We start from the raw sequence: 18,566 nt of genomic DNA, 5'->3' as shown, positions 1-18,566 counted from the left end.
CGTTCGCGCCGTACGCCGAACTCGCGCCGCCGGTACCGTACGTGGCGACGCCGACCGTCCTGAGTGCCTTCGCCCACGACACCAAGCCCGCACCCCGCCGCTTCGTCTCCCGATTCGTCGACGTGCACGAGTTCGTCGAACACCAGGACGGCGGCCACTTCGCGGCCTGGGAACAGCCGCTGCGCTACGCGCAGGACCTCCGCCGGGCCGTCGCGCTCGCGGACCGGTAAAGCGGACCGGTAGAGCGGAGCGGTAGAGCGGAGCGGTAGAGCGGCGGCGGACGTTGTCCGGTTTCTTGTGCCGGGTGGACGGGAGGGTGCGGCACCATTCGTCCGGACCCTCCGCACGCCGCCGGGCCCGGCTCGGCCCCAGCCGTCGACCTCAATGCGCGGCGGCCGTGTACAAAGCGCGGATCAGGCGGTCGTTCTCCGGGCCGGCGGCGGCGGGGAAGGGGGTCCGGCGCCGGGTGTAGCCGTAGGCGATGCCGTTGCGGGGGTCGGCGAAGGCCTGTTGGCCGCCTGCGCCACTGTGGCCGAAGGAGCCCTGGCCGAGCTGGGGGTGGTACTCGGAGGTGGCGTGGAAGCCGATGGTGAACGCCTTCCGGACGCCGAGGACCAGGCCGTGGCCGGTGGACTGGATCTGCCCGGCCAGCGCGACGGTCCCCGGATCGAGCAGGGGAGGCGATCCGTCGACCGGTCCGATCGCCGCCGCGTACATCCGGGCCAGGCCGCGCGCCGAGGCCACACCGCCGAACGAGGCCGTCCCCGAGGCGCGGACCACCGGGAGGTTCGGCAGCTCCCACACCGAAGGGTTCCCCGGGTGCTGGCGGTTGAAGGCGATGCCGGACAGGCTGTTCGGGTGGCTCGTCGAGGCTGCGAGCGCGGCCAGCCGCTCGGGGGTCGCCACCACCGGCCGGGCGGCGAGGAACCGGGATTCCTGCTCCGCGGGCAGCCCGAGATGGAAGTCGACGCCGTACGGGTCGCGCACGCGCTCGGCGAACAGCTCCTGGACGCTGCGTCCGGTGGCGCGGCGCACCACCTCGGCGCTGAGCGCCCCCAGGACCAGCGCATGGTAGCCGAACGCGGCGCCGGGAACCTCGACACCCTGACCATGCGGGAGCTTGCCACCCGCCTCGGGGTCACCCACGCCGCGCTCTACCGCTGGGTCGCCAACCGCGACCAACTGCTCGACCTCGTCAACGAGGTCATGGTCGAACGCGTTCTCCCCGCCGAGGGCCCGCAGGACCGTGAGTGGCGGCCCTGGCTCACGGACCTCGCCTGGGGCATGCACGACGCCTTCCTCGCCCTGCCCGGCTACGCGACCCGCATCTCCCGGCCGCACCGCCACACCGACCGGAGCTTCGGGCGACTCCGCGGCAGCGTCATCGCCGCCTTCACCGACGCCGGAGTCCCGCCCCACCTGGCCGAACAGAGCTGGTACGTCTTCATCACGTCCGTCGTCGGCTGGCTCGCCGTCGAGGAACACCCCCTCGACCTCGGCGACAGCACCCCCCGCTTCGACCTCTTCCTCGGCACGCTGCTCCGCGGCCTGCCCGCGCAGGAGCCGGGAGCCGAACGGTGCCGGTGACCCGCCGAATCCGGCGGGGACCACGCGGGTCCGAGGTGGACGAGGTGGACGCCGGCGATGTGCGTCTTGAAGCCGAGCGCTGAAGCCGTCGAGCCGGCCGGTCGAGCGGACCGTGAACGCGCCGGTGGGGGAGAGGTAGGTACCGATCAGGCCGAGGGTGCCCTGGAGCATGGTCACTTCGCCGTGGTGGTGGCCGAAGAAGTCCTCGGCGGCGTCGAAGTCCGCCTCCGACCATCCGGCGGTGGCGCCGCGGCCGCCAGCTCTTGCGTCATGTTCTGGGTCGTCAAAGCCACGGAAGCTCCTTCCTTCACCGAGGGGGAAGCCGCCGGTCGGCACGGGCCGGGAACCGTGGTCGACAGGGCGTCCCGGGCAGTTGGCGCGGAGAGGCGAGCAGCGGCAATGCTCCACTCCGGTGCGACGTCGTATCCCAGCGGAGCGACCAAACGTCTCGCCCCCTCGAACGAGTGAAGGGCAACACGGTGGACCTCCCCGGCCACGGCACTGGACACGGTCGCTCAGCTGCCAGGCACCGTTTCGAGGTGCGATCAGGCGGGCCACCGGGGTGGGCCGCCGGTTTCGGGGCGTCGAGGCCGATCCACCGGCCGGGCGGCGGGTGGACGGTCCGGCGCTGCGAGAGCAGGTGGCCGTGATGGGCGGTCGCCTCGCACTGTCAGCCGGGGCATCACGCTCCGTACCTGGTCCGGCGGCGCTCCTGCGGCCGCACCGTCCACGACACCGGCGCGCGCGGACCCGCGTCCGGCGCTCGTCCGGCGCCCGTGCGGCGGGGAGGTGACGGTCCGTGTCCAACCAGGTGACTCCTGCCCGCCACCCTCGGTAGCCGGCTCGGCCGGTGCTGGTCTCGCCGCGAGGCAGAGCGGGCGAAGCCGAGGTTCGATGGAAGGGGCATCCCGGGTGGCCACCGACCCGCGTTCGGGCGAGCGGCACCCGACGGGGGAGGTCCCGTCCTCAGACGATGAGACGCCGTGGGAAGGAGCCGGGCCATGGAGAGCCCCGAGGAGGTCCTGAACGGTGGGCGATGCCTGCACCCGAGCGCGCGACGGCCGGGTCCACCCGCGGCCTCGTCACCCGCGACCGCACCGACCGCCGGGACGCACCCGGCGCCGGGCAGGCTGCCGCGGAAGAGGCGGGGCCGGTTGGTGGCGACCGTCACCGCCGTCCTGACCGGCGCTGTCATGGTGACCGGCACGCCCTCGGCGGGCGCCGCCACCACCGCTGTCCCGGCCTACCAGCAGCAGCTGGGCAACGACTGCGAGGCGACCTCCCTGCGCATGGTGCTGGCCGCGCGAGGGGTGCAGGTGTCCGACCAGGACGTGCTCGGACACGTCGGCGTCGACCTGGCGCATCCCCGGGCGGGGGTTTCCGGGCCGCTCTCCGGGGACCCGTTCCAGGCCTTCGTGGGAAGCCCCGACGGCTCGGAAGCGGCCGGTACCGGCTTCGGCGTGTACTATCCGCCGATCGCCCGGGCCGCCCAGTCCTACGGTCTGTCCGTGGCGGCCGCCGGACAGGGGGTCTCTCCCGCCCAGGTGCGCAGCGCAGTCGCCGCGGGGCACCTGGCGATCGTGTGGGTCGACTACAACTGGCGTGACGTCGCGGCGGGCTCGTACACCGCGTACGACGGCCGTGTCGTGCCCTACGCCGGCCCGTCGGAGCACACCGTCGTCGTGGCCGCGGTCAGCAACGGGCAGTATCTGATCAACGATCCGTCCCGTGGGCAGCTGCAGATCTCCGAGGCGGCCTTCGCGGCCGGGTACGCCAGTTACGGCGACATGGCGGTCATCATCGGGTGACTGCGGGCCGCGCGCCTGGCGGGGCCGGGGCCGGACCGACGGTGCTCCGGGCGGGCGCCGGGTGTTTCGCGGCGGATACGGTCTGAACGCGAAGCGCCGGGCGTCACCAGGAGCAGGTCAGGCCGCGGGGGAACAGGGGAAACCCCCTCTTCAGTACAATGAGGCTGATACTGCAGAGGATACATTGAGGCATCAGTGTGTCAACAGAGGCGTGGGGAGTTGGCTCGCGATGCGTACCGACGCGACAGAGGTGCTGGACTCGGCGATCCCGGTCCTGGCCAAGGATCGGGCGGCGTCCATGCAGGTCATCGCCAAGCGGGCGGGCATCAGCCGGGCGACTCTGGTCCGCCTGTTCCCCACCCGCCAGCACCTGGTGCAGGCCATGGCCGCGAAGATCCTCGACGACTGCGACCGGGCCCTGTCCCGCGCCGAGTCCGGCGCCGATCCCATGCGGCAGGTGCTCGCCACCCTGGTCGGTGAGTACCCGCCGTTCGCCCAGCTGTGGAACCTCGTCTACGTCGAACCCGACGTCCTCGGCGTGCCCGAAGCCAGCACCCGGGCCGACGAGATCTTCGACCGGACCGTCAAGCTCTTCAGGCGCTGCCAGGGTGCCGGACTGCTGCGCAACGACATGCCGGCCACCTGGCTGGCCTCGACCTTCTGCGGCCTCGCCGAGACCGCGTGGGAGCTGACCCTCGAAGGCAACATGGGCCCCCGCCAGGCCCCGGACTTCATCACGGCGATCCTGCTTCAGGGCGCGGCCGCCTGATTCCTCCGAGGTCGTCCGGCGCGGGTGCGCGGCCGTCGAAGCCGTGGCCGCCGGAGGCAGTGAGGTGAGGACGCCGGGCGGGCTGCACGGCCCGACACCTTCGACGCCACCCCCGGCGCGGTGCGGCACGCCCAGCCATCAGCGCCTCTATTGACACACTGATGTGTCAAAGTATTCTTTGTTGCATCGGCCTCACGTTACTGGCGAGGCGGGTTGCCGCTGGTCGGCGTCCCCACGTGGCGTAGGCCGGTGGGCCGGCGAGCCGATGCCCGTCATCTTTTGCCCGAGGCCGTCCCCGGCAAGACGGGGCCACGTCCCGCGCGGCCCGGCGAACGCAACGCGGCGTTCGGCGGCACCCTCGTATCGGCCCGTGTCAGAAAGCAGATCGGTCAACCATCATGACGATGCATCGTCGGCGCTTCTTGCGGAGCGCAGGCCTGGGCCTGCCCAGTCTCGCCCTTCTCGCCTCCCTGTCCGCGTGCGGCGACGACGGGGAGGACGGCGACAGCGGCGGCAGTGGGGGAGGCGTCGGCGGGAACGGGACGCCGGGTGCGCCCGGGGGCAGGAAGGTGATCGTCGTCGGCGCGGGAATCAGCGGCCTGGGGGCCGCCCGGTACCTGGCTGACAAGGGGTACGACGTGTCGGTGCTCGAAGCCCGCGACCGGATCGGCGGGCGCATCTGGACCAGCCAGAAGTGGTCCGGCGTGCCGCTCGACCTGGGGGCGTCGTGGATCCACGGCATCGACGGCAATCCGATCACCGACCTGGCCAAGCAGGCCGGCGCGAAGACGGTGGTGACCGACCTCGAGAGCGTCACCGACTACATCAGCAGCGGCCAGGAGATCGAGGGCGCCCAGGCCCAGGCGCTCGAACGCTGGCGGAAGGCCACGGCCGGCGCGCTGTCGTCCTTCCAGAAGAAGGACGACGACGACGCCTCGATCCGCAGCGTCGTCCAGAACGCCGTGGGCTGGTCCAAGCTGTCGGACGGCGACAAGGCCCTGGTCTCCTACGCGCTGAACGACTACGAGCACGAGTACTCGGGCAGCGTCGACCAGATGTCGGCCCTGTACTTCGACGACGACGCCAGGATCAAGGGCAACGACGTCCTCTTCCCGGGCGGCTACGGCGCCGTCACCGACCATCTGGCCAAGGGGCTGTCGGTGCAGACCGGGCAGGTGGTCAGGCAGGTCGACTGGAACTCCGGCGGCGTGACCGTCACCACCGACAAGGGCGCCTTCCAGGCCGACCACGTCGTGGTCACCCTGCCGCTGGGCGTCCTGCAGAGCGGTGCGGTGAAGTTCGGCCCCGGCCTGCCGCAGGCCAAGACCACCGCCATCGCCAAGCTCGGCACGGGCGTCCTCAACAAGTGCTACCTGCGCTTCCCCAAGGTGTTCTGGGCGGACACCGACTGGCTGGAGTACGTGCCGGACCTGGGCAGGTACGGTCAGTGGGCGCAGTGGATCAACGTCGCCCGACCCACCGGCCAGCCGGTGCTGCTCGGCTTCAACGCCGCCGACTTCGGCCGCACCATCGAGGGCTGGAGCGACGCCCAGATCGTCGACAGCGCCATGGGCACCCTGAAGACGATCTACGGCGGCAACATCCCCCAGCCGACGGACTACCAGATCACCCGCTGGGCCTCCGACCCCTACGCGTGCGGCTCCTACTCCTTCACCAAACTCGGTGCCACGTCCGAGATGCGCAACCAGCTGGCGGCCGCGGTGGACGGGCGGGTGCACTTCGCGGGCGAGGCGACGGACCGCAAGGACTACGCCACCGTCCACGGCGCCTACCGGTCGGGCCTGCGCGCGGCCAAGGAGATCGCCGGCTGACAGCGCCGGCCCCGTGACGAGCGCCGGGACCGTTCCCCCCTCGTGCGGGTGACGGGGACGACCCGGCTGCCGTCCACCAGAACCCCGCCGGGCGACCCGTGGCGCCCGCGGGACGGCAGCCCCCGTCGGCGCGTACCCCCGGACGCGCCGGCGGGGGCATGCGGCGCGGTACCCCGAAGCCGGAACCGCCCGCTCGACCTGCCACGACACCCCGCACGACCAGTCGGACGAGCCCGCCCAGGGCACTGATCGCCACCGCGTGCGGTTCCGGACGCCGACGGGCACCTGGGCGCCGGAACTGCCGCTCGTGCCACCGCGTCCCCATCCCCACTGCACGACCTGCTGGAGCACATTCATGACCGCGCAGCCCTTCGGCGTTCCGTCCTCCTCAACCTTCGAGGCGCTGACTCCGGAGGACCCCGGCGAGGTCGGCGGGTACCGGCTGCGCGCGCGGCTCGGCGCGGGCGGCATGGGCCGTGTGTACCTCGCTTACACCCCCGGCGGGCGCCCGGTCGCGCTCAAGGTGGTCCGGCCCGAGCTCGCGGAGGATCCCGAGTTCCGGCACTGCTTCGCCCAGGAGGTCGCCAGCGCCCGGCGCATCCACAGCCTCTACACCGCCCAGGTCGTCGACGCGGGCACCGACGCCGCCTCCCCGTGGCTGGCGACCACCTTCGTTCCGGGTCCCTCCCTCGACCGCGTCGTACGGCGCCACGGTCCGCTGCCGGAGCGCACCGCCCTGCTGCTGCTCGCCGGCATCGCCGAGGCCCTGCAAGCGATCCACGCCGCGGGCGTGGTACACCGCGACCTCAAGCCCGGCAACGTGCTGGTGGCCGCCGACGGCCCGCGCGTCATCGACTTCGGCATCGCCCGCGCCGCCGACGCCAGCCCGCTCACCGGCACCGGTCTGCGCATCGGCTCGCCCGGCTTCATGGCCCCCGAGCAGGCGCTCGGGCAGCCCGCCACTTCGGCCACCGACGTGTTCGCCCTCGGCGCCCTGATCGCCTTCACCGGGTCCGGCGTCTCCCCCTTCGGGGACGGGCCCGAGCCCACCGCGCTCTATCGGGCGGTCCACGAGGAACCCGACCTCTCCCACCTGCCGTACGGGCTGCACGAGCTGCTCCGGTACTGCCTGGCCAAGAACCCCGGGGATCGGCCCAGCCCCGCCTGGCTGATCGAGGCCGCCCGCAGCCACCCCGCCACCGGGGGCGAACTGCGTTTCTCCGACGGCTGGTTGCCCCCGCGGGTCAGCGGCGAACTGAACCGCCGCACCGGCCCGCCAGTCACCCCCGCCACCCCCGCCATGCCGGTCACCGCCCTCGACCCGGGCCCGGGACCGGCCCCGGACGGGGCTCCGACCGCCCGCGTCCTGCCCGCCCCGGCACCCACCCGACCGCAGCCGGAACCCGCTCGCCCGGAACCGGCCCCCGCGGTCCGACGCGGAGCTGCGGCCACCGCGCGCCGGGGCGCCCGCACCGCGCTGGTCACGACGGCCACCCTCCTTCTCGGCGCTGCGGCTGCCTTCTTCCTGCTCGACTACACCGAATACTTCGACGACTCCGCCGCACCCGCCCCGACGAGCAGTCCCACCGCGTCCGCCGCACCCGCCCCCGCCCCAGCGTCCGCGTCCCCCGGCTACACCGCCGGCTACACGAACCTCGAGCTCACCTCCCCCGACCGCGATCACGAGTTCGACCTCAAGGCCGGGAAGGTCACCCAGGACACCGCCTCCTGGTACCTGGCCCGCCAGGGTGACGCCTTCTACATCCCCGAGGACAGCGACGCCTACATCGCCCCACCCGGCCCCCTCGCGCTGCCCGACTGCCTCAAAGGCGTCGAGACGCAACCCACCTCCACCCTGCCCTTCACCGCCCTGCGCGCAGACCGCACCTTCTGCGTCCGCTCCCACGGCGCCCAGGACCTCGCCATCGTCCGTACCCTCTCCACCGCCACGAGCGACGGGCCGGTCACGGTCTCCATCACCTACTACCACCACGCCACGTGAACGCCTCCGAGCGCGGTTCGTAACGGAACTGACGTCACGTCAGATCGCGCGCGGCGGTTCGCCCGGCGCGGCGAAGCGTGGTCGACGCGGACGCCTACAGCGTGAACCCCCCGCCTCGCGGGACGGGTCGGGCCGCGATTCCCGCCGGGCTACACCGCGGCGCCCGCGAGGAGGCGGCGCCTGGCCATGAGGGGGTAGAGCAGCACGCAGGCGGCGAGGGCGACGAGGCAGTAGGTCACCGCTCTGGTGCCGTTCTCCGCGTACTGCTGCCACGCGGCCCATGCGCAGACGCCGGCCAGACTCACGGTGACGAGGGCCAGGCCGATGGGCCCACCGGGGATGCGGTAGGGACGTTCCAGGTCGGGTTCGTGCACGCGCAGGGCGATGAGCGCGGCGACTTCGAGCAGCAGGGTGATGTTGGTGAGGAAGACGTCGACGATGATCAGGCTGGTGAAGCTGCTCAGGCAGAACAGGGCATAGATCGCGGACGAGCAGAGGAGGGAGACGACCGGGACCCGGCGGCGGGCGGTCGTCCTCGCCACCCAGCTCGGGAAGTAGCCGTCCTGCGCCAGGACGGAGGGCACCCGGGCGCTGGAGGTGAGCAGCGCGCAGAACGTCGCGGCGGCGGCGAGCATGCCGCCGACCGTCACGGCGGTCCGCAGCAACGGTCCGCCCAGGGCTTCGCCCGCGTCCGAGAAGGAACCGCTGTGCCAGCTCCTCCAGCCCGCCGGGCCGTCCGGTTCGAGGGTGAGCGAGACGAGTGCGGGAAGCAGGTAGCCGGCGGTGATGGCCACCAGTGACAGGGCGAGCGCCCGTGGCAGGTTCCTTCTGGAGTTGTCGATCTCGCCGGCGAAGGCCGAGACGTCGTCCCAGCCGCTGTAGTTCCACATGGCGAGGAAGAGCCCGGCCCCGAAGGCGTTCGCCAGGGACTGGTCCGGGCGGCTGGTCAGCTGCGTTGCGGGTCCGGCGCCGTCGCCGAGCGCGTGGGCGAAGCCGGCGACGCTCAGGAGCAGCAGCGGAGCGAGGCAGACGACCGCGAGGACGACGGAGGACGTGCCGACCCCGGCGGTGCCCGTCAGGTTGATCAGGACGCAGGCGGTGATGACGGCGAGGCAGATGAACCAGTGCAGGTCGAGCTGGAGGTGGCCCGCGGTGAACAGCACGTGCTTGCCGGGCGCGGCCCACCCGACCATGGACTGCAGGTAGTTGGTGAACAGGACCGGGTAGACGGCCAGGTCCACGAAGCCGACCAGCCAGCTCAGCATGCCCTGCTGGAATCCCCAGAAGCGCCCGAGCCCGCGTCGCACCCAGTGGTAGTAGCCGCCGTCGACGGGTATCGCGGTGCCGAGTTCGGCGCAGACCATCGCGTGGGGGACGCTGTACACGAGAGGTGTCACCAGGAGCAGTAGCAAGCCCGTGCCGGGTCCCGAGGTGGGGAACAGGCCCTCGATGCCGTAGGCCCCGCCGGAGACGCTGAAGAAGATGAGCGCGACCAGAGGCGCGAGCTTCACTGTCCTGGCGGGGGAGGAGGACTGCGCCGCCGGAGCGGTTGCTGTGGTCACGGAGGTGACGTTCGGTGGCACTTCTCACCTTGATCCGGCAGGCGACGGGCAACGAGCCGGGTGATTATCTCCACGGAACCGAGGGGTGGCACATCTGGTTGGGGTCGCCAACCGCCCTGCGTCGATGGACACGGAGAGTCACGCCGAGAGGCCGTGATCGGCGGGAGCGAGGTCAGCCGGTGATCTCCTTGGCGGCGCCGACGCCGGACAGCCAGGTATGAGCGGGCGGTGTCAGCTGCTGGCGTGCGGGGGCAGTAGGCCGCCGCCGGGGGCGGGGGAGAGCCGGGCGGTGCCGTTGTGGAGTTCGGCGACCCAGCGGACGATGGCGAGGCCGGTGCCGGTACCGGTGCTCGTGGCTCCGGTGACGTGGCGTTCGAAGACCCGTGTACGGTCCTTGGCCGGTACGCCGGGGCCGTGGTCCCGTACCGCGATGCGGCCGGCGGTGACGCTCACGTCGACCGGGCCGCCGCCGCCGTGCCGCAACGCGTTCTCCACCAGGTTGCGGGCCGCTTGGGCGAGCAGTTCCGGGTCGCCGTTGACGATGGTGGCTTCGGTGGCGACGGTGACGCCGGTGCTGTCCGGCAGTTCCTCGATGGTCTGCTCGACCAGCTGGTCGAGTCGCAGCAGGGTGAACTCGATCTCCTGCGTGCCGGCCTCGACGCGGGCCCGTGCCAGGAGTCCGGTGACCAGCCGGCCCAGCCGGCCCAGCCGGTCGGTGAGGCGGACCGCTTCGTCGAGCGCGGCGGGCGCCCGGGTGGGGGAGGTGCTGCCGCCCTCGACCACCAGGCGCAGGGTGGCCAGCGGGGTGCGGAGTTCGTGCGCGGCTTCGGCGAGGAACTGTTCCTGTTGTTCGAGTCCGCGCAGCGCGGGTCGCATGGCCCGTCCGGACAGCAGGTGCCCGACGGCGGCGGCGGCCAGCACCAGGGCCGCGCAGCCCAGGGTGAGCCAGCGGACGAGGCGGTCGTGGGCGGCCTGGCTCTGGGCGGGGTCGGCTCCGACCAGCACGGCGGCGCCGATCCGGTCGCCGTCCCAGACGGGGGCGGCGGCCCATCGGATGTCCCGGCCGTCGGCCTCGGCGGTGACGAGGACGGTCTCCTGGTCGTGCTCGACCTGTTTCCAGATGTCGCCCAGCCCGGCTTGGTCGGGGAGAGCAGCATGAGGACCTCCAGTACCGCGAACTCCTTGGCGGTGAGGGTGAGCAGCACGCCGTCGCGCCGGACCCTGCGGCGTGGCAGGTCGAGTTCCAGGGTGCGCCTCATCGGGCGGTGCCGTGACCACCTCATGATCGCCTCATGGACCCACCGGCAGTCTGTGGGCATGGCAAAGATCCGAATTCGTAAGCGCGTCCTCGGCATGACCGCTGCCGGCGTGGCAGCCACCGTTCTCGCCGTCTACTGCGTCCAGTCGGCGCAGGGGGCGGACTCCCTCGCTGCGGGCGATCCGGGGGCAGTGCTGCGCGTCGACCAGGTCGGCTACACGCCCGGCGAGACCAAGCAGGCCTACCTGATGACCTCCGTGTCCGCGTCCAAGGCGTCCTTCCGGGTCCTCGACGCTTCCGGCAAGGAGATCCTGAAGGGCAAGGTCGGCGCCTCGACCGGAGGCTGGAACAGCAAGTACAAGGCCGTCCACAGCCTCGACCTCTCCGCTCTGAGCGAGCCCGGTGACTACCGGATCGAGGTGTCCGGGCCCGTCACCGCCGTCTCCCCGACCTTTCGCATCGCCGCGGCGGACGACCTCTTCGGCAAACTCATCCAGGACAACGTCCGCTTCTTCCAGGCCCAGCGAGACGGCGCCGACGTGGTTCCCACGGAACTGCGGCGCAAGCCCTCGCACCTGGCGGACCGCCAGGCCACGGTCTACGACACTCCCGAATACGCCGACGACGAGACGGTGCTGACCTCACCCCTCAAGCGCGTCGCCGGTCCGGTCGACGTCTCGGGCGGCTGGAACGACGCCGGCGACTTCCTCAAGTTCACCCACACCGCCTCCTACTCCACCGCGAGTCTCCTGCTCGCACACCGCACCACACCCGTCGGCGGCAAGGAACTGGCCGCCGAGGCGCGCCACGGGTTGGACTGGCTCGACAGGATGTGGGACGACACGTCGCGCACCCTCTACGTCCAGGTCGGACTCGGCAAGGGCGACACCGCCGACGGCAGCGGGAAGATCCGCTCCGACCACGACGTGTGGCGTCTGCCGGAGGCCGACGACGCCGCCGACGTCAAGCCCGGGGACCCCGACTACCTGATCAAGCACCGCCCCGTCTTCCGCGCGGCGCCCCCCGGCAAGCCGATCAGCCCCAACCTCGCCGGGCGCGTCGCCGCCACCTTCGCCCTGGCCGCCCAGCTCGACGCCGCCGAGAACCCCGAGCGGGCCCGCGGGGAACTCGAGAAGGCCGCACACCTCTACGCCCTCGCCGACACCAACCCCGGCGACCAGTTGGTCACCGCCTTCCCACACGGCTTCTACCCCGAGGCGTCCTGGCAGGACGACATGGAATTCGGCGCCGCCGAGCTCGCCCTCGCCGCCAAGGCCCTGGGGGACGAGCGCGCGACCGACTGGATCCGGCAGGCCGGACACTGGGCCGAGCAGTACATCACCTCGGACAGCCTCGGCACCCTCGGACTCGGCGACGTCAGCGCCCTCGCCCACGCCGACCTCGCCCACCTGCTCGACGACGGCGCCGCCCGCACCGAAGTGACGCGCGAGCAGCTCGTCGCCGACCTCAAGCGCCAGCTCGACGACGGCAGCGCCCGCGCGACCAACGACCCCTTCCGGGCCGGCGCCGTCTACACCGACTTCGATTCCGTGCCCCACACCTTCGGCCTGGCGGCCACGGCCCAGCTCTACCACCGGGTGACCGGAGACTCCCGCTACGACGCGTTCGCCACCCAACAGCGCAACTGGGCCCTGGGCGCCAACGCGTGGGGCTCCTCCTTCGTCATCGGAGCCGGAAGCACCTTCCCGCACTGCCCCGAGCACCAGGCCGCCAACCTCGCGGGCGACCTCAACGGCGACGGCGACATCCTCCTCGGCGGCGTCGTCAACGGTCCCAACGCGGCGGAGAAGCTCAAGGACCTCAACTCCTTCCCCACCATGCGCACCTGCCCGACCAGTGAGGGCAACCCCTTCGCTGCCTTCGACGGCCGCGGCGCCGGCTTCATGGATCACGTCGGTGCCTGGCAGACCGTCGAATCCGCCGACGACTTCACCGCCACCGCACTCCTCGCCTTCACCCTCGCCGCCACACCCCAGGACACCGGCACCAAGCCCAACTGACAGCACCGAAGGCCCAGCCTGCCCGACGAGGGGTAGGCCGCCGGTGCCGCGACTCTGGAAGCCGGACCGGGATCCCGCTGTCGAAGGCGCACGGGTTGGCTGTCGGCCGCCACCGTGCCGACCGGTGGCGGTGAGCCCGGGGGCGTCGGCCGCGAGCGCCGTTCGGGTCCGGTCCGGGTTCGCCTCACTGCAGGATGTTGATCGCGCGGGCGATCACCAGGGCGGCCACGATGAGGGAGGCCGCGGCCTCCACCATCATCAGCAGTTTGGCCCACCTCGTGATCGCGGAGACGTCGGTGGGGCTGAACGCGGTGGCGGTCCAGAAGGCCAGCGACAGGTAGTCGGTGAAGTACGGCACCCAGTCGGCCGGTGCGTGGGCCGCGTGCTGCATTTCGGGAAACACGAACGCCGGCTTGGCATGGGGCCGGTGGGCGCGGGCGGCGGCGCCGCCGCGGTCCAGGTCCCAGTACCAGAGCGCGAAGGCGATCACGTTCGTCAGCCAGGTCACGCCGCCGGTCGCCAGCAGGCCGGTGGCGTTGTTGGCGAACAGCTTGTTGTTGGTCAGAATGTCCAGCACCAGGCGGACACCGGTGTACAGGTTCGCCGAGCTGATGAAGGCGATCACGCCCTCGGTCACCAGCCTCAGCCAGGTCTTCCGACGGGTGATCCGGCCCGGGTCACCGATGATCAACACCGCCAGTAGCGTGAACATGACTGCAGGAACCACCCAGACGGGGTTCAGCCGGTACTCCGCGGGCAGGGCGACGTGGAGCATCGCGGCGGTCGCGAGAGCCACTGCCACCGGCCACCAGGGCTCGCCGCGCACGACGGCCCGACCGGATGCGACCGGCGGCGGACCGGCCGGGCCAGGACTTGGTCGCATGCCTCATTGTGACCTCGACGACCCGCTCGCGCCGCACGGCGTGGCGGTCGGCACGAAGCGTGCGGGGACCGCCCGGCTGTCGTCCTCGCCGACCGGGCGGTCCCCGGAGTTCGGCACGCACCGCGATCGCACCGCGATCCCACCGCGCAGGGGTCGAAGCCCGCCGGTGTTCCCGCCGGTGCGCGCCCGCCGTCAGCTGCCCCCGGACGACGGCCGGGGGCCGGTCCCGGCGGCGGGGTCCTCGACGAAGCGTTTGAAGCGGCGCAGGTCGCCGCGCACCTGGAGGCCGAACACACCCAGCTTGTCGGCGGCCCTCTCGGCCAGGCCGGTGGGCCGGAAGGCCATGGTCATCCTCACCCTGGTCCGGGCAGGGCCGAGCGGCTCGAAGTCGACCGTGCCGGTGTGCTTCACGCTCTCGCCGCTGGTGCGCCAGGCGACGCGCTCATCGGGCACCCCCGCACCTCTTCCATGCCGTCCCGCCGGGGAATCCGCGGACGGCGCTCCTGTCAGCCTGAGCCGTCCACCGGGCGGCGGCGACCCGCCGTCCTGCGGCCGTGGCGGTCTCGATGGCGCCCGCGGTGTGGTGACTCGGCGTGGTCGCCGGGGTCTGTGGGGTGAGTGCCCTCACATGCGAATGCGTAGCACGACGGCGGGTAGTGATGTCCGTTTTGCACCGTTTTGAGGCTGCCTGGCTCGTGATCGTGAGGCGTTCGTGCAGGTCCGCGGGGGTTGCCGGGAATCGCGCCTTCGCGGTGGCGCCCCGCCGTCGGATCGGTGCCGGCCTTGTCGGCACGACGGCCGGTGCGGACTGGAAGACCAACCCGGCCACCCAGATCAAGTGGACGCCGGACTACATGAACACCCGCTACGGCAGCCCCAACGCCGCCTGGTCGTTCTGGCAGACCCACCACTGGTACTGAGCCGACCAATCGTCTCCTCCCCCCGTGCCTCGGGGTCGGACAGGGGCCACCGGGGTGACCACGAGGGCCCGGGCCCGCGCAACCACGCGGACCCGGGCCCTCGCGCCGTTCCCCGGCCGGTCCCCCTCCTGATCCCCTTCCGCCCGTCCCCCCTTTCTGGAGGCCGGTCCGTGGCGCGGTTCGGGCGTCGGGGCCGGACGGCAAGGCCTCCGGCCCCGTCCGCAGCGGGCACCCGGTGTGCCCCGCCCGCGCTAGAACGCAACGGCGAGGGGTGTGACCGGTGCGGGTGATCTTCGGGCGGACGGCGTTGCGGTGTGCCTGGTCGGGCGTTGCTCGGGCGGTGTCCCAACAGCCATCGTCAGGAGAGAACGTGAGCCAGCCCCTTGCGCGCCGGTCCGGCGGCGAGTCGAGTGCCGACCCTGAGCCGCCCCGACTGCGGAGGCGTGCCCTGCTCGGGTCGGCCGCGGGAGCCGCAGTCGGCACGGTCGGCCTCGGCATCCGGGCCGCGGCGGCCCCGGTGCCCGCGTACGCGCCGAGCACCGGCCCGGTGGCCGACGAGGCGGTCAGCCGTGCGCTGGCCCGCGAGATGCTCATGGTCGGTGCGGACGAGCGCAGTGACCTGACCCTCGAATACCTGCGCATCCTGATCGACGACCGACTGCCGCCCCGCACCGAGCGGAAGCGGGTGCTGGTGGTGGGCGCGGGCGTCGCCGGGCTGACCGTCGCGACGCTGCTCAAGCAGGCCGGCCACGAGGTGACCGTCATCGAGGCGAACGCCAGCCGGGTCGGCGGGCGGATCAAGACCTTCCGTGGCGTCTTCGCCGATCCCCGGTTGCACGCCGAGGCGGGCGCCATGCGCCTGCCCGACTTCCACCCGCTCGTCCTGGCGCTCGCCGACAAGCTCGGTCTGAAGCGGCGGCTGTTCTACAACGCCGACGTCGCGCCGGGCGCCGGCCCGACCAGCGCCGTTCCGCCGGTGAAGTACCGCTCCTTCACCGGAGAGACCTGGAGCAACGGCCCGGACCGCACGTTCACCCCGCCCGGGGCCCGCTTCCGCAGTCTGATCCACGTCAACGGCACCCGGACCACCCGTGCCGCGTACGCCCAGTCGCCCACCGTGGTCAACCGCTCGTTCGGCGCCAGGTTCGACTCCACTGCCGCCGGTGCCATCGAGAAGGCGTTCGAGCGGCTCTCGGTCCGGGACGGCGGCATCCGCGACCGGCTGGACGCCTGGACCGACATCTTCTCCACCTACGGCCACCACTCCACCCGCCGCTTCCTCCAGGAGGAAGCCGGCTGGGACCGGGCGTCCCTCCAGGCCGCGGGCACTCTGGAGAACCTCACCTCCCGGCTGCACTACTCGTTGTTCCCCACCCTGATCGACCACGCGGTGATCAGTCCCACCAACCGGTACTGGGAGCTGGAGGGCGGCAGCGCCGTGCTCACCGACGCGCTCGCCGCCCCGCTCCGGGCCGAGCTGCGCCTCGGCCACCGGATGACCCGCCTGGTGCAGGACGCCGGCAAGGTCACCGTCGAGACGGTCGCGGAGAGCGGCGACGAGGAGTCCTGCGACGGCGCTCCCGTCGCCCCGACCACGACGTTCGAGGGCGACTACGCGATCGTCACCATCCCGTTCAGCGCGCTGCGGTTCTGCCGGATCGAGCCCCTGATGTCCTACCCGAAGCGCCGGGCCGTCACAGAGCTGCACTACGACTCGGCCACCAAGGTCCTGCTCGAGTTCCACCACCGGTTCTGGGAGGAAGGCCCGGACGGCTTCAGCGGGGGCGGCTGCGTCAGCGACAGCCCCAGCCGCTTCACCTACTTCCCCTCGCACGCCCCGGAGGGCTCATCGGGGGGCGTGGTGCTCGCCTCGTACACCTGGTCGGACGACGCGGCGCGCTGGGACTCCCTCACCCCGGGCGAGCGGTACGCCTTCGCCCTCGGCGACCTGGAGCGACTCCTGGGACCGCGCGTGCGGCGGGAGTTCACCGGAGCGGGCGCCACCCAGTCCTGGGCACGCGCCCGGTACGCCCTCGGTGAGGCGGCCATCGTCACCCCCGGCCAACTGCACGAGCTCCACCCGGCCACCCGGACCCCGGAAGGCCGTGTCCACTTCGCCGGCGAGCACACCAGCCTCAAGCCGGCCTGGATCGAGGGCGCCCTCGAATCGGCGGTCCGCTCCTTCCTGGAGGTCCACAACCGCTGAGCGCGGGCGGGCATCGGCGGCCGCGGCGGCGGCCGCCGAGGGGGGCGGGTGGCGTCCTTGCCCCACCGGCAGCACCGAGGTCCGCTCATCGCTGGCGCTGGCGCTGGCGCTGGCGCTGGCGCTGGTGCTGGTGCTGGTGCCGTGGCAGGTGGTGCGGCTCCTGTCCTGACGTCAGGCGGCCCGGCGGACCCGTCCTGCGGAGCGCTGCCGGGGATGACCGTTCGGGGCTCTGGCGGGATCGCGCTCCGGCTAGGGTGTCGGGTATGCCGCTCGTCGACGTGACCTATGCGCCCACCGTGCCCGAGCCCTGTCTGCGCGAGCTGGGCTCGGTGATCACTTCGGTCTCCACGGCCTGGGCCCGGGCCGTCGCCGGCGTCGCCGTGACCGTTGCGGCCACCGGGTGAAGCCCCCCTCGTTCGCCAGCGTGAACGCGAAAAAGACACCGAAAACGGCGAACCCCGCTGACCAGATCCACTCCAGGACGTCCGCTCCGAGTAGGGCGCCGTGCACCAGCCAGGAGAACGGGAGGGACAGCCAGAGCCATACGAAGTCGGGTGCCGCGAACAGGCGTGCCGGCCGCCCGCTCACCACGGCCCACACCGCCACCCCCAGGACCAGCCAGGCAGCCCTCAACCGCCACATCGTGGAGTCGTCGGCCGGGGGGTCGTACGTGTGGGTGTGCCCGCGCACCGTCAGGCTCACCACCGCGCCGCGCCATGTGCCCAGCTCCGCGCGGTCACCGCGCTGCACGTCGCCGTAAGTGTCCGGGCTGACGACGCGCACCTCCGTGCGGTCCGCGTAGCGCAGCCGCAGCCTGTGGTAAGTCGTGCAGGAGTGGGAGGTGTTGGAGTCCGAGGTACACGACTGTCCGGTCTCCTTGTCGATGACCGTCCCCGTCACCTTCGCGATGCAGCCGTCCTCCGACCCGCTGTGACAGGCGGACGCGTGCCGGAAGGCGACGACATCGCCGTATGCCTCGGACACCCACAGCGAGCATCCGACGAGTCCCGCCACCGCCGCGGCGAGTATCAACACCCTCAGCCACGGCCGCAATTGCTCGTGCCACGTTCCCATCGCCCTTGCCCCCGCCCTCCCGGTGCGACGCGCGCCGACAGACGTCCACAGGGGGAGTGCCTCCCGAGCCCCGAGCGGAAACCCGGCGGGCCGCGTCGCGACAGTGCGATCGCCCGACGGAGGTCGCGGTCGTGGCCACGTCGCATCGCCGCGCATGCCGCGCACGCCGCGCACGCCGGGTGGGTCGGGCCCGGGCGGGACCCGTGGTCACTGGCCCTGGCCGGCGCTTCCCATCGGGCCGATCTTCACCGGGGATCCGTTGGTGTCCGTGGCGGGCAGCGAGCCGGCGCCCGGCCAGGGCAGGGTGACCGACTGGGTCTCGTCCGGCGGGGTCACCACCAGGCCGGTGATCCGGAGGCCGGAGCCGCCGGTGTTGTTGGGCGGGTAGCTGATGCCGAAGTAGGTCGACTTGCCGTTCGGTACGACGGCTGTGACGACCGGCTCGCCGGAGCGGTCCGCGGACAGCGCGCCCGAGGGGGTCTTCAGGTCGACGCCCGCGTATCCGGAGAGCGTGCAGTCCTTGCCGCTGTGGTTCTTCATCTCGACCACGACGGTGTTGTTGGGGTCGCCGGTGATGGTGCGGTCCGTGGCGGTGATGGTCAGGTCAGCGGTCCGGCACTTGGCGGTCTTCCCGGCCGTGCCGG

The 18,566-nt window shown here is 72.3% G+C and carries 15 protein-coding genes and 1 pseudogene; 10 read left to right on the top strand and 6 right to left on the bottom strand.

What is annotated here, in order from left to right; genetic code table 11:
- The first annotated feature begins 41 nt into the window (after positions 1-41).
- Positions 42-230: a hypothetical protein gene (locus ACH4J0_RS36920; protein WP_396245556.1), complete on the top strand. Its 189-nt coding sequence runs from the start codon at positions 42-44 to the stop codon at positions 228-230.
- A 151-nt stretch (positions 231-381) separates the two neighbouring features.
- On the opposite strand, the gene ACH4J0_RS36915 is transcribed toward ACH4J0_RS36920, so the two are convergent.
- A complete protein-coding gene (locus ACH4J0_RS36915; protein WP_396245555.1) occupies positions 382-1,146 on the bottom strand; it encodes a serine hydrolase domain-containing protein in 765 nt (254 codons plus the stop codon).
- On the opposite strand from ACH4J0_RS36915, the gene ACH4J0_RS36910 reads away from it, so the two are divergent.
- From ACH4J0_RS36910 to ACH4J0_RS36890, 5 genes are all read left to right on the top strand, one after another.
- Positions 1,111-1,587 carry a TetR/AcrR family transcriptional regulator gene (locus ACH4J0_RS36910; protein ID WP_396245554.1) on the top strand — a complete coding sequence of 159 codons (477 nt, stop codon included), beginning with the start codon at positions 1,111-1,113 and terminating at the stop codon, positions 1,585-1,587. The genes ACH4J0_RS36915 and ACH4J0_RS36910 overlap by 36 nt on opposite strands.
- Before the next feature lie 1,157 nt (positions 1,588-2,744).
- A complete protein-coding gene (locus ACH4J0_RS36905) occupies positions 2,745-3,395 on the top strand; it encodes a C39 family peptidase (RefSeq protein ID WP_396245553.1) in 651 nt (216 codons plus the stop codon).
- Between the two features lie 229 nt (positions 3,396-3,624).
- Positions 3,625-4,164 (top strand): TetR/AcrR family transcriptional regulator, encoded by a 540-nt coding sequence (locus ACH4J0_RS36900; protein ID WP_396245552.1) that lies wholly within the window; start codon positions 3,625-3,627, stop codon positions 4,162-4,164.
- Positions 4,165-4,586: 422 nt separating this feature from the next.
- On the top strand, positions 4,587-5,996 hold the full coding sequence (locus ACH4J0_RS36895; RefSeq protein ID WP_396245551.1) for a flavin monoamine oxidase family protein: 1,410 nt from the start codon (positions 4,587-4,589) through the stop codon (positions 5,994-5,996).
- Between the two features lie 355 nt (positions 5,997-6,351).
- Positions 6,352-7,998, top strand: coding sequence for a serine/threonine-protein kinase (locus ACH4J0_RS36890; RefSeq protein ID WP_396245550.1), 1,647 nt, complete (start codon positions 6,352-6,354; stop codon positions 7,996-7,998).
- Positions 7,999-8,147: 149 nt separating this feature from the next.
- Here ACH4J0_RS36890 and ACH4J0_RS36885 read toward each other — a convergent pair whose 3' ends face one another.
- Together ACH4J0_RS36885 and ACH4J0_RS36880 are read right to left on the bottom strand one after the other, a co-directional pair.
- Positions 8,148-9,560, bottom strand: a complete 1,413-nt coding sequence (locus ACH4J0_RS36885; RefSeq protein ID WP_396245549.1) for an APC family permease — start codon at positions 9,558-9,560, stop codon at positions 8,148-8,150.
- Between the two features lie 231 nt (positions 9,561-9,791).
- The gene (locus tag ACH4J0_RS36880; protein ID WP_396245548.1) at positions 9,792-10,838 is read right to left on the bottom strand and encodes a sensor histidine kinase; all 1,047 of its coding nucleotides are present in this window, start codon (positions 10,836-10,838) and stop codon (positions 9,792-9,794) included.
- Between the two features lie 39 nt (positions 10,839-10,877).
- Between ACH4J0_RS36880 and ACH4J0_RS36875 the strand changes: the two genes are divergently transcribed.
- Complete coding sequence (locus ACH4J0_RS36875; protein WP_396245547.1) at positions 10,878-12,839, top strand: glycoside hydrolase family 9 protein; 1,962 nt, start codon at positions 10,878-10,880, stop codon at positions 12,837-12,839.
- Between the two features lie 184 nt (positions 12,840-13,023).
- Here ACH4J0_RS36875 and ACH4J0_RS36870 read toward each other — a convergent pair whose 3' ends face one another.
- Both ACH4J0_RS36870 and ACH4J0_RS36865 read right to left on the bottom strand, forming a co-directional pair.
- Entirely contained in the window at positions 13,024-13,635 is a 612-nt protein-coding gene (locus tag ACH4J0_RS36870; protein ID WP_396245546.1) for a hypothetical protein, read from the bottom strand.
- Between the two features lie 279 nt (positions 13,636-13,914).
- Positions 13,915-14,175, bottom strand: coding sequence for a hypothetical protein (locus tag ACH4J0_RS36865; protein WP_396245545.1), 261 nt, complete (start codon positions 14,173-14,175; stop codon positions 13,915-13,917).
- 341 nt (positions 14,176-14,516) lie between these two features.
- Here ACH4J0_RS36865 and ACH4J0_RS36860 point away from each other — a divergent pair.
- The 3 genes and pseudogenes from ACH4J0_RS36860 to ACH4J0_RS36850 all read left to right on the top strand — a co-directional run.
- Positions 14,517-14,642, top strand: a pseudogene (locus ACH4J0_RS36860) (lytic transglycosylase domain-containing protein); the annotation flags it as partial.
- A gap of 370 nt (positions 14,643-15,012) precedes the next feature.
- Complete coding sequence (locus ACH4J0_RS36855; RefSeq protein WP_396245544.1) at positions 15,013-16,848, top strand: flavin monoamine oxidase family protein; 1,836 nt, start codon at positions 15,013-15,015, stop codon at positions 16,846-16,848.
- Between the two features lie 263 nt (positions 16,849-17,111).
- Positions 17,112-17,252 (top strand): hypothetical protein, encoded by a 141-nt coding sequence (locus ACH4J0_RS36850; RefSeq protein WP_396245543.1) that lies wholly within the window; start codon positions 17,112-17,114, stop codon positions 17,250-17,252.
- An 877-nt stretch (positions 17,253-18,129) separates the two neighbouring features.
- Here the strand turns inward: ACH4J0_RS36850 and ACH4J0_RS36845 are convergent.
- The coding region (locus tag ACH4J0_RS36845) for a DUF4232 domain-containing protein (protein WP_396245542.1) at positions 18,130-18,566 on the bottom strand (437 nt) is incomplete at its 5' end.

This window comes from Kitasatospora sp. NPDC017646, assembly GCF_044329365.1.
GTDB lineage: Bacteria > Actinomycetota > Actinomycetes > Streptomycetales > Streptomycetaceae > Kitasatospora.
This window is presented reverse-complemented; position numbering and strand designations above follow the sequence as displayed.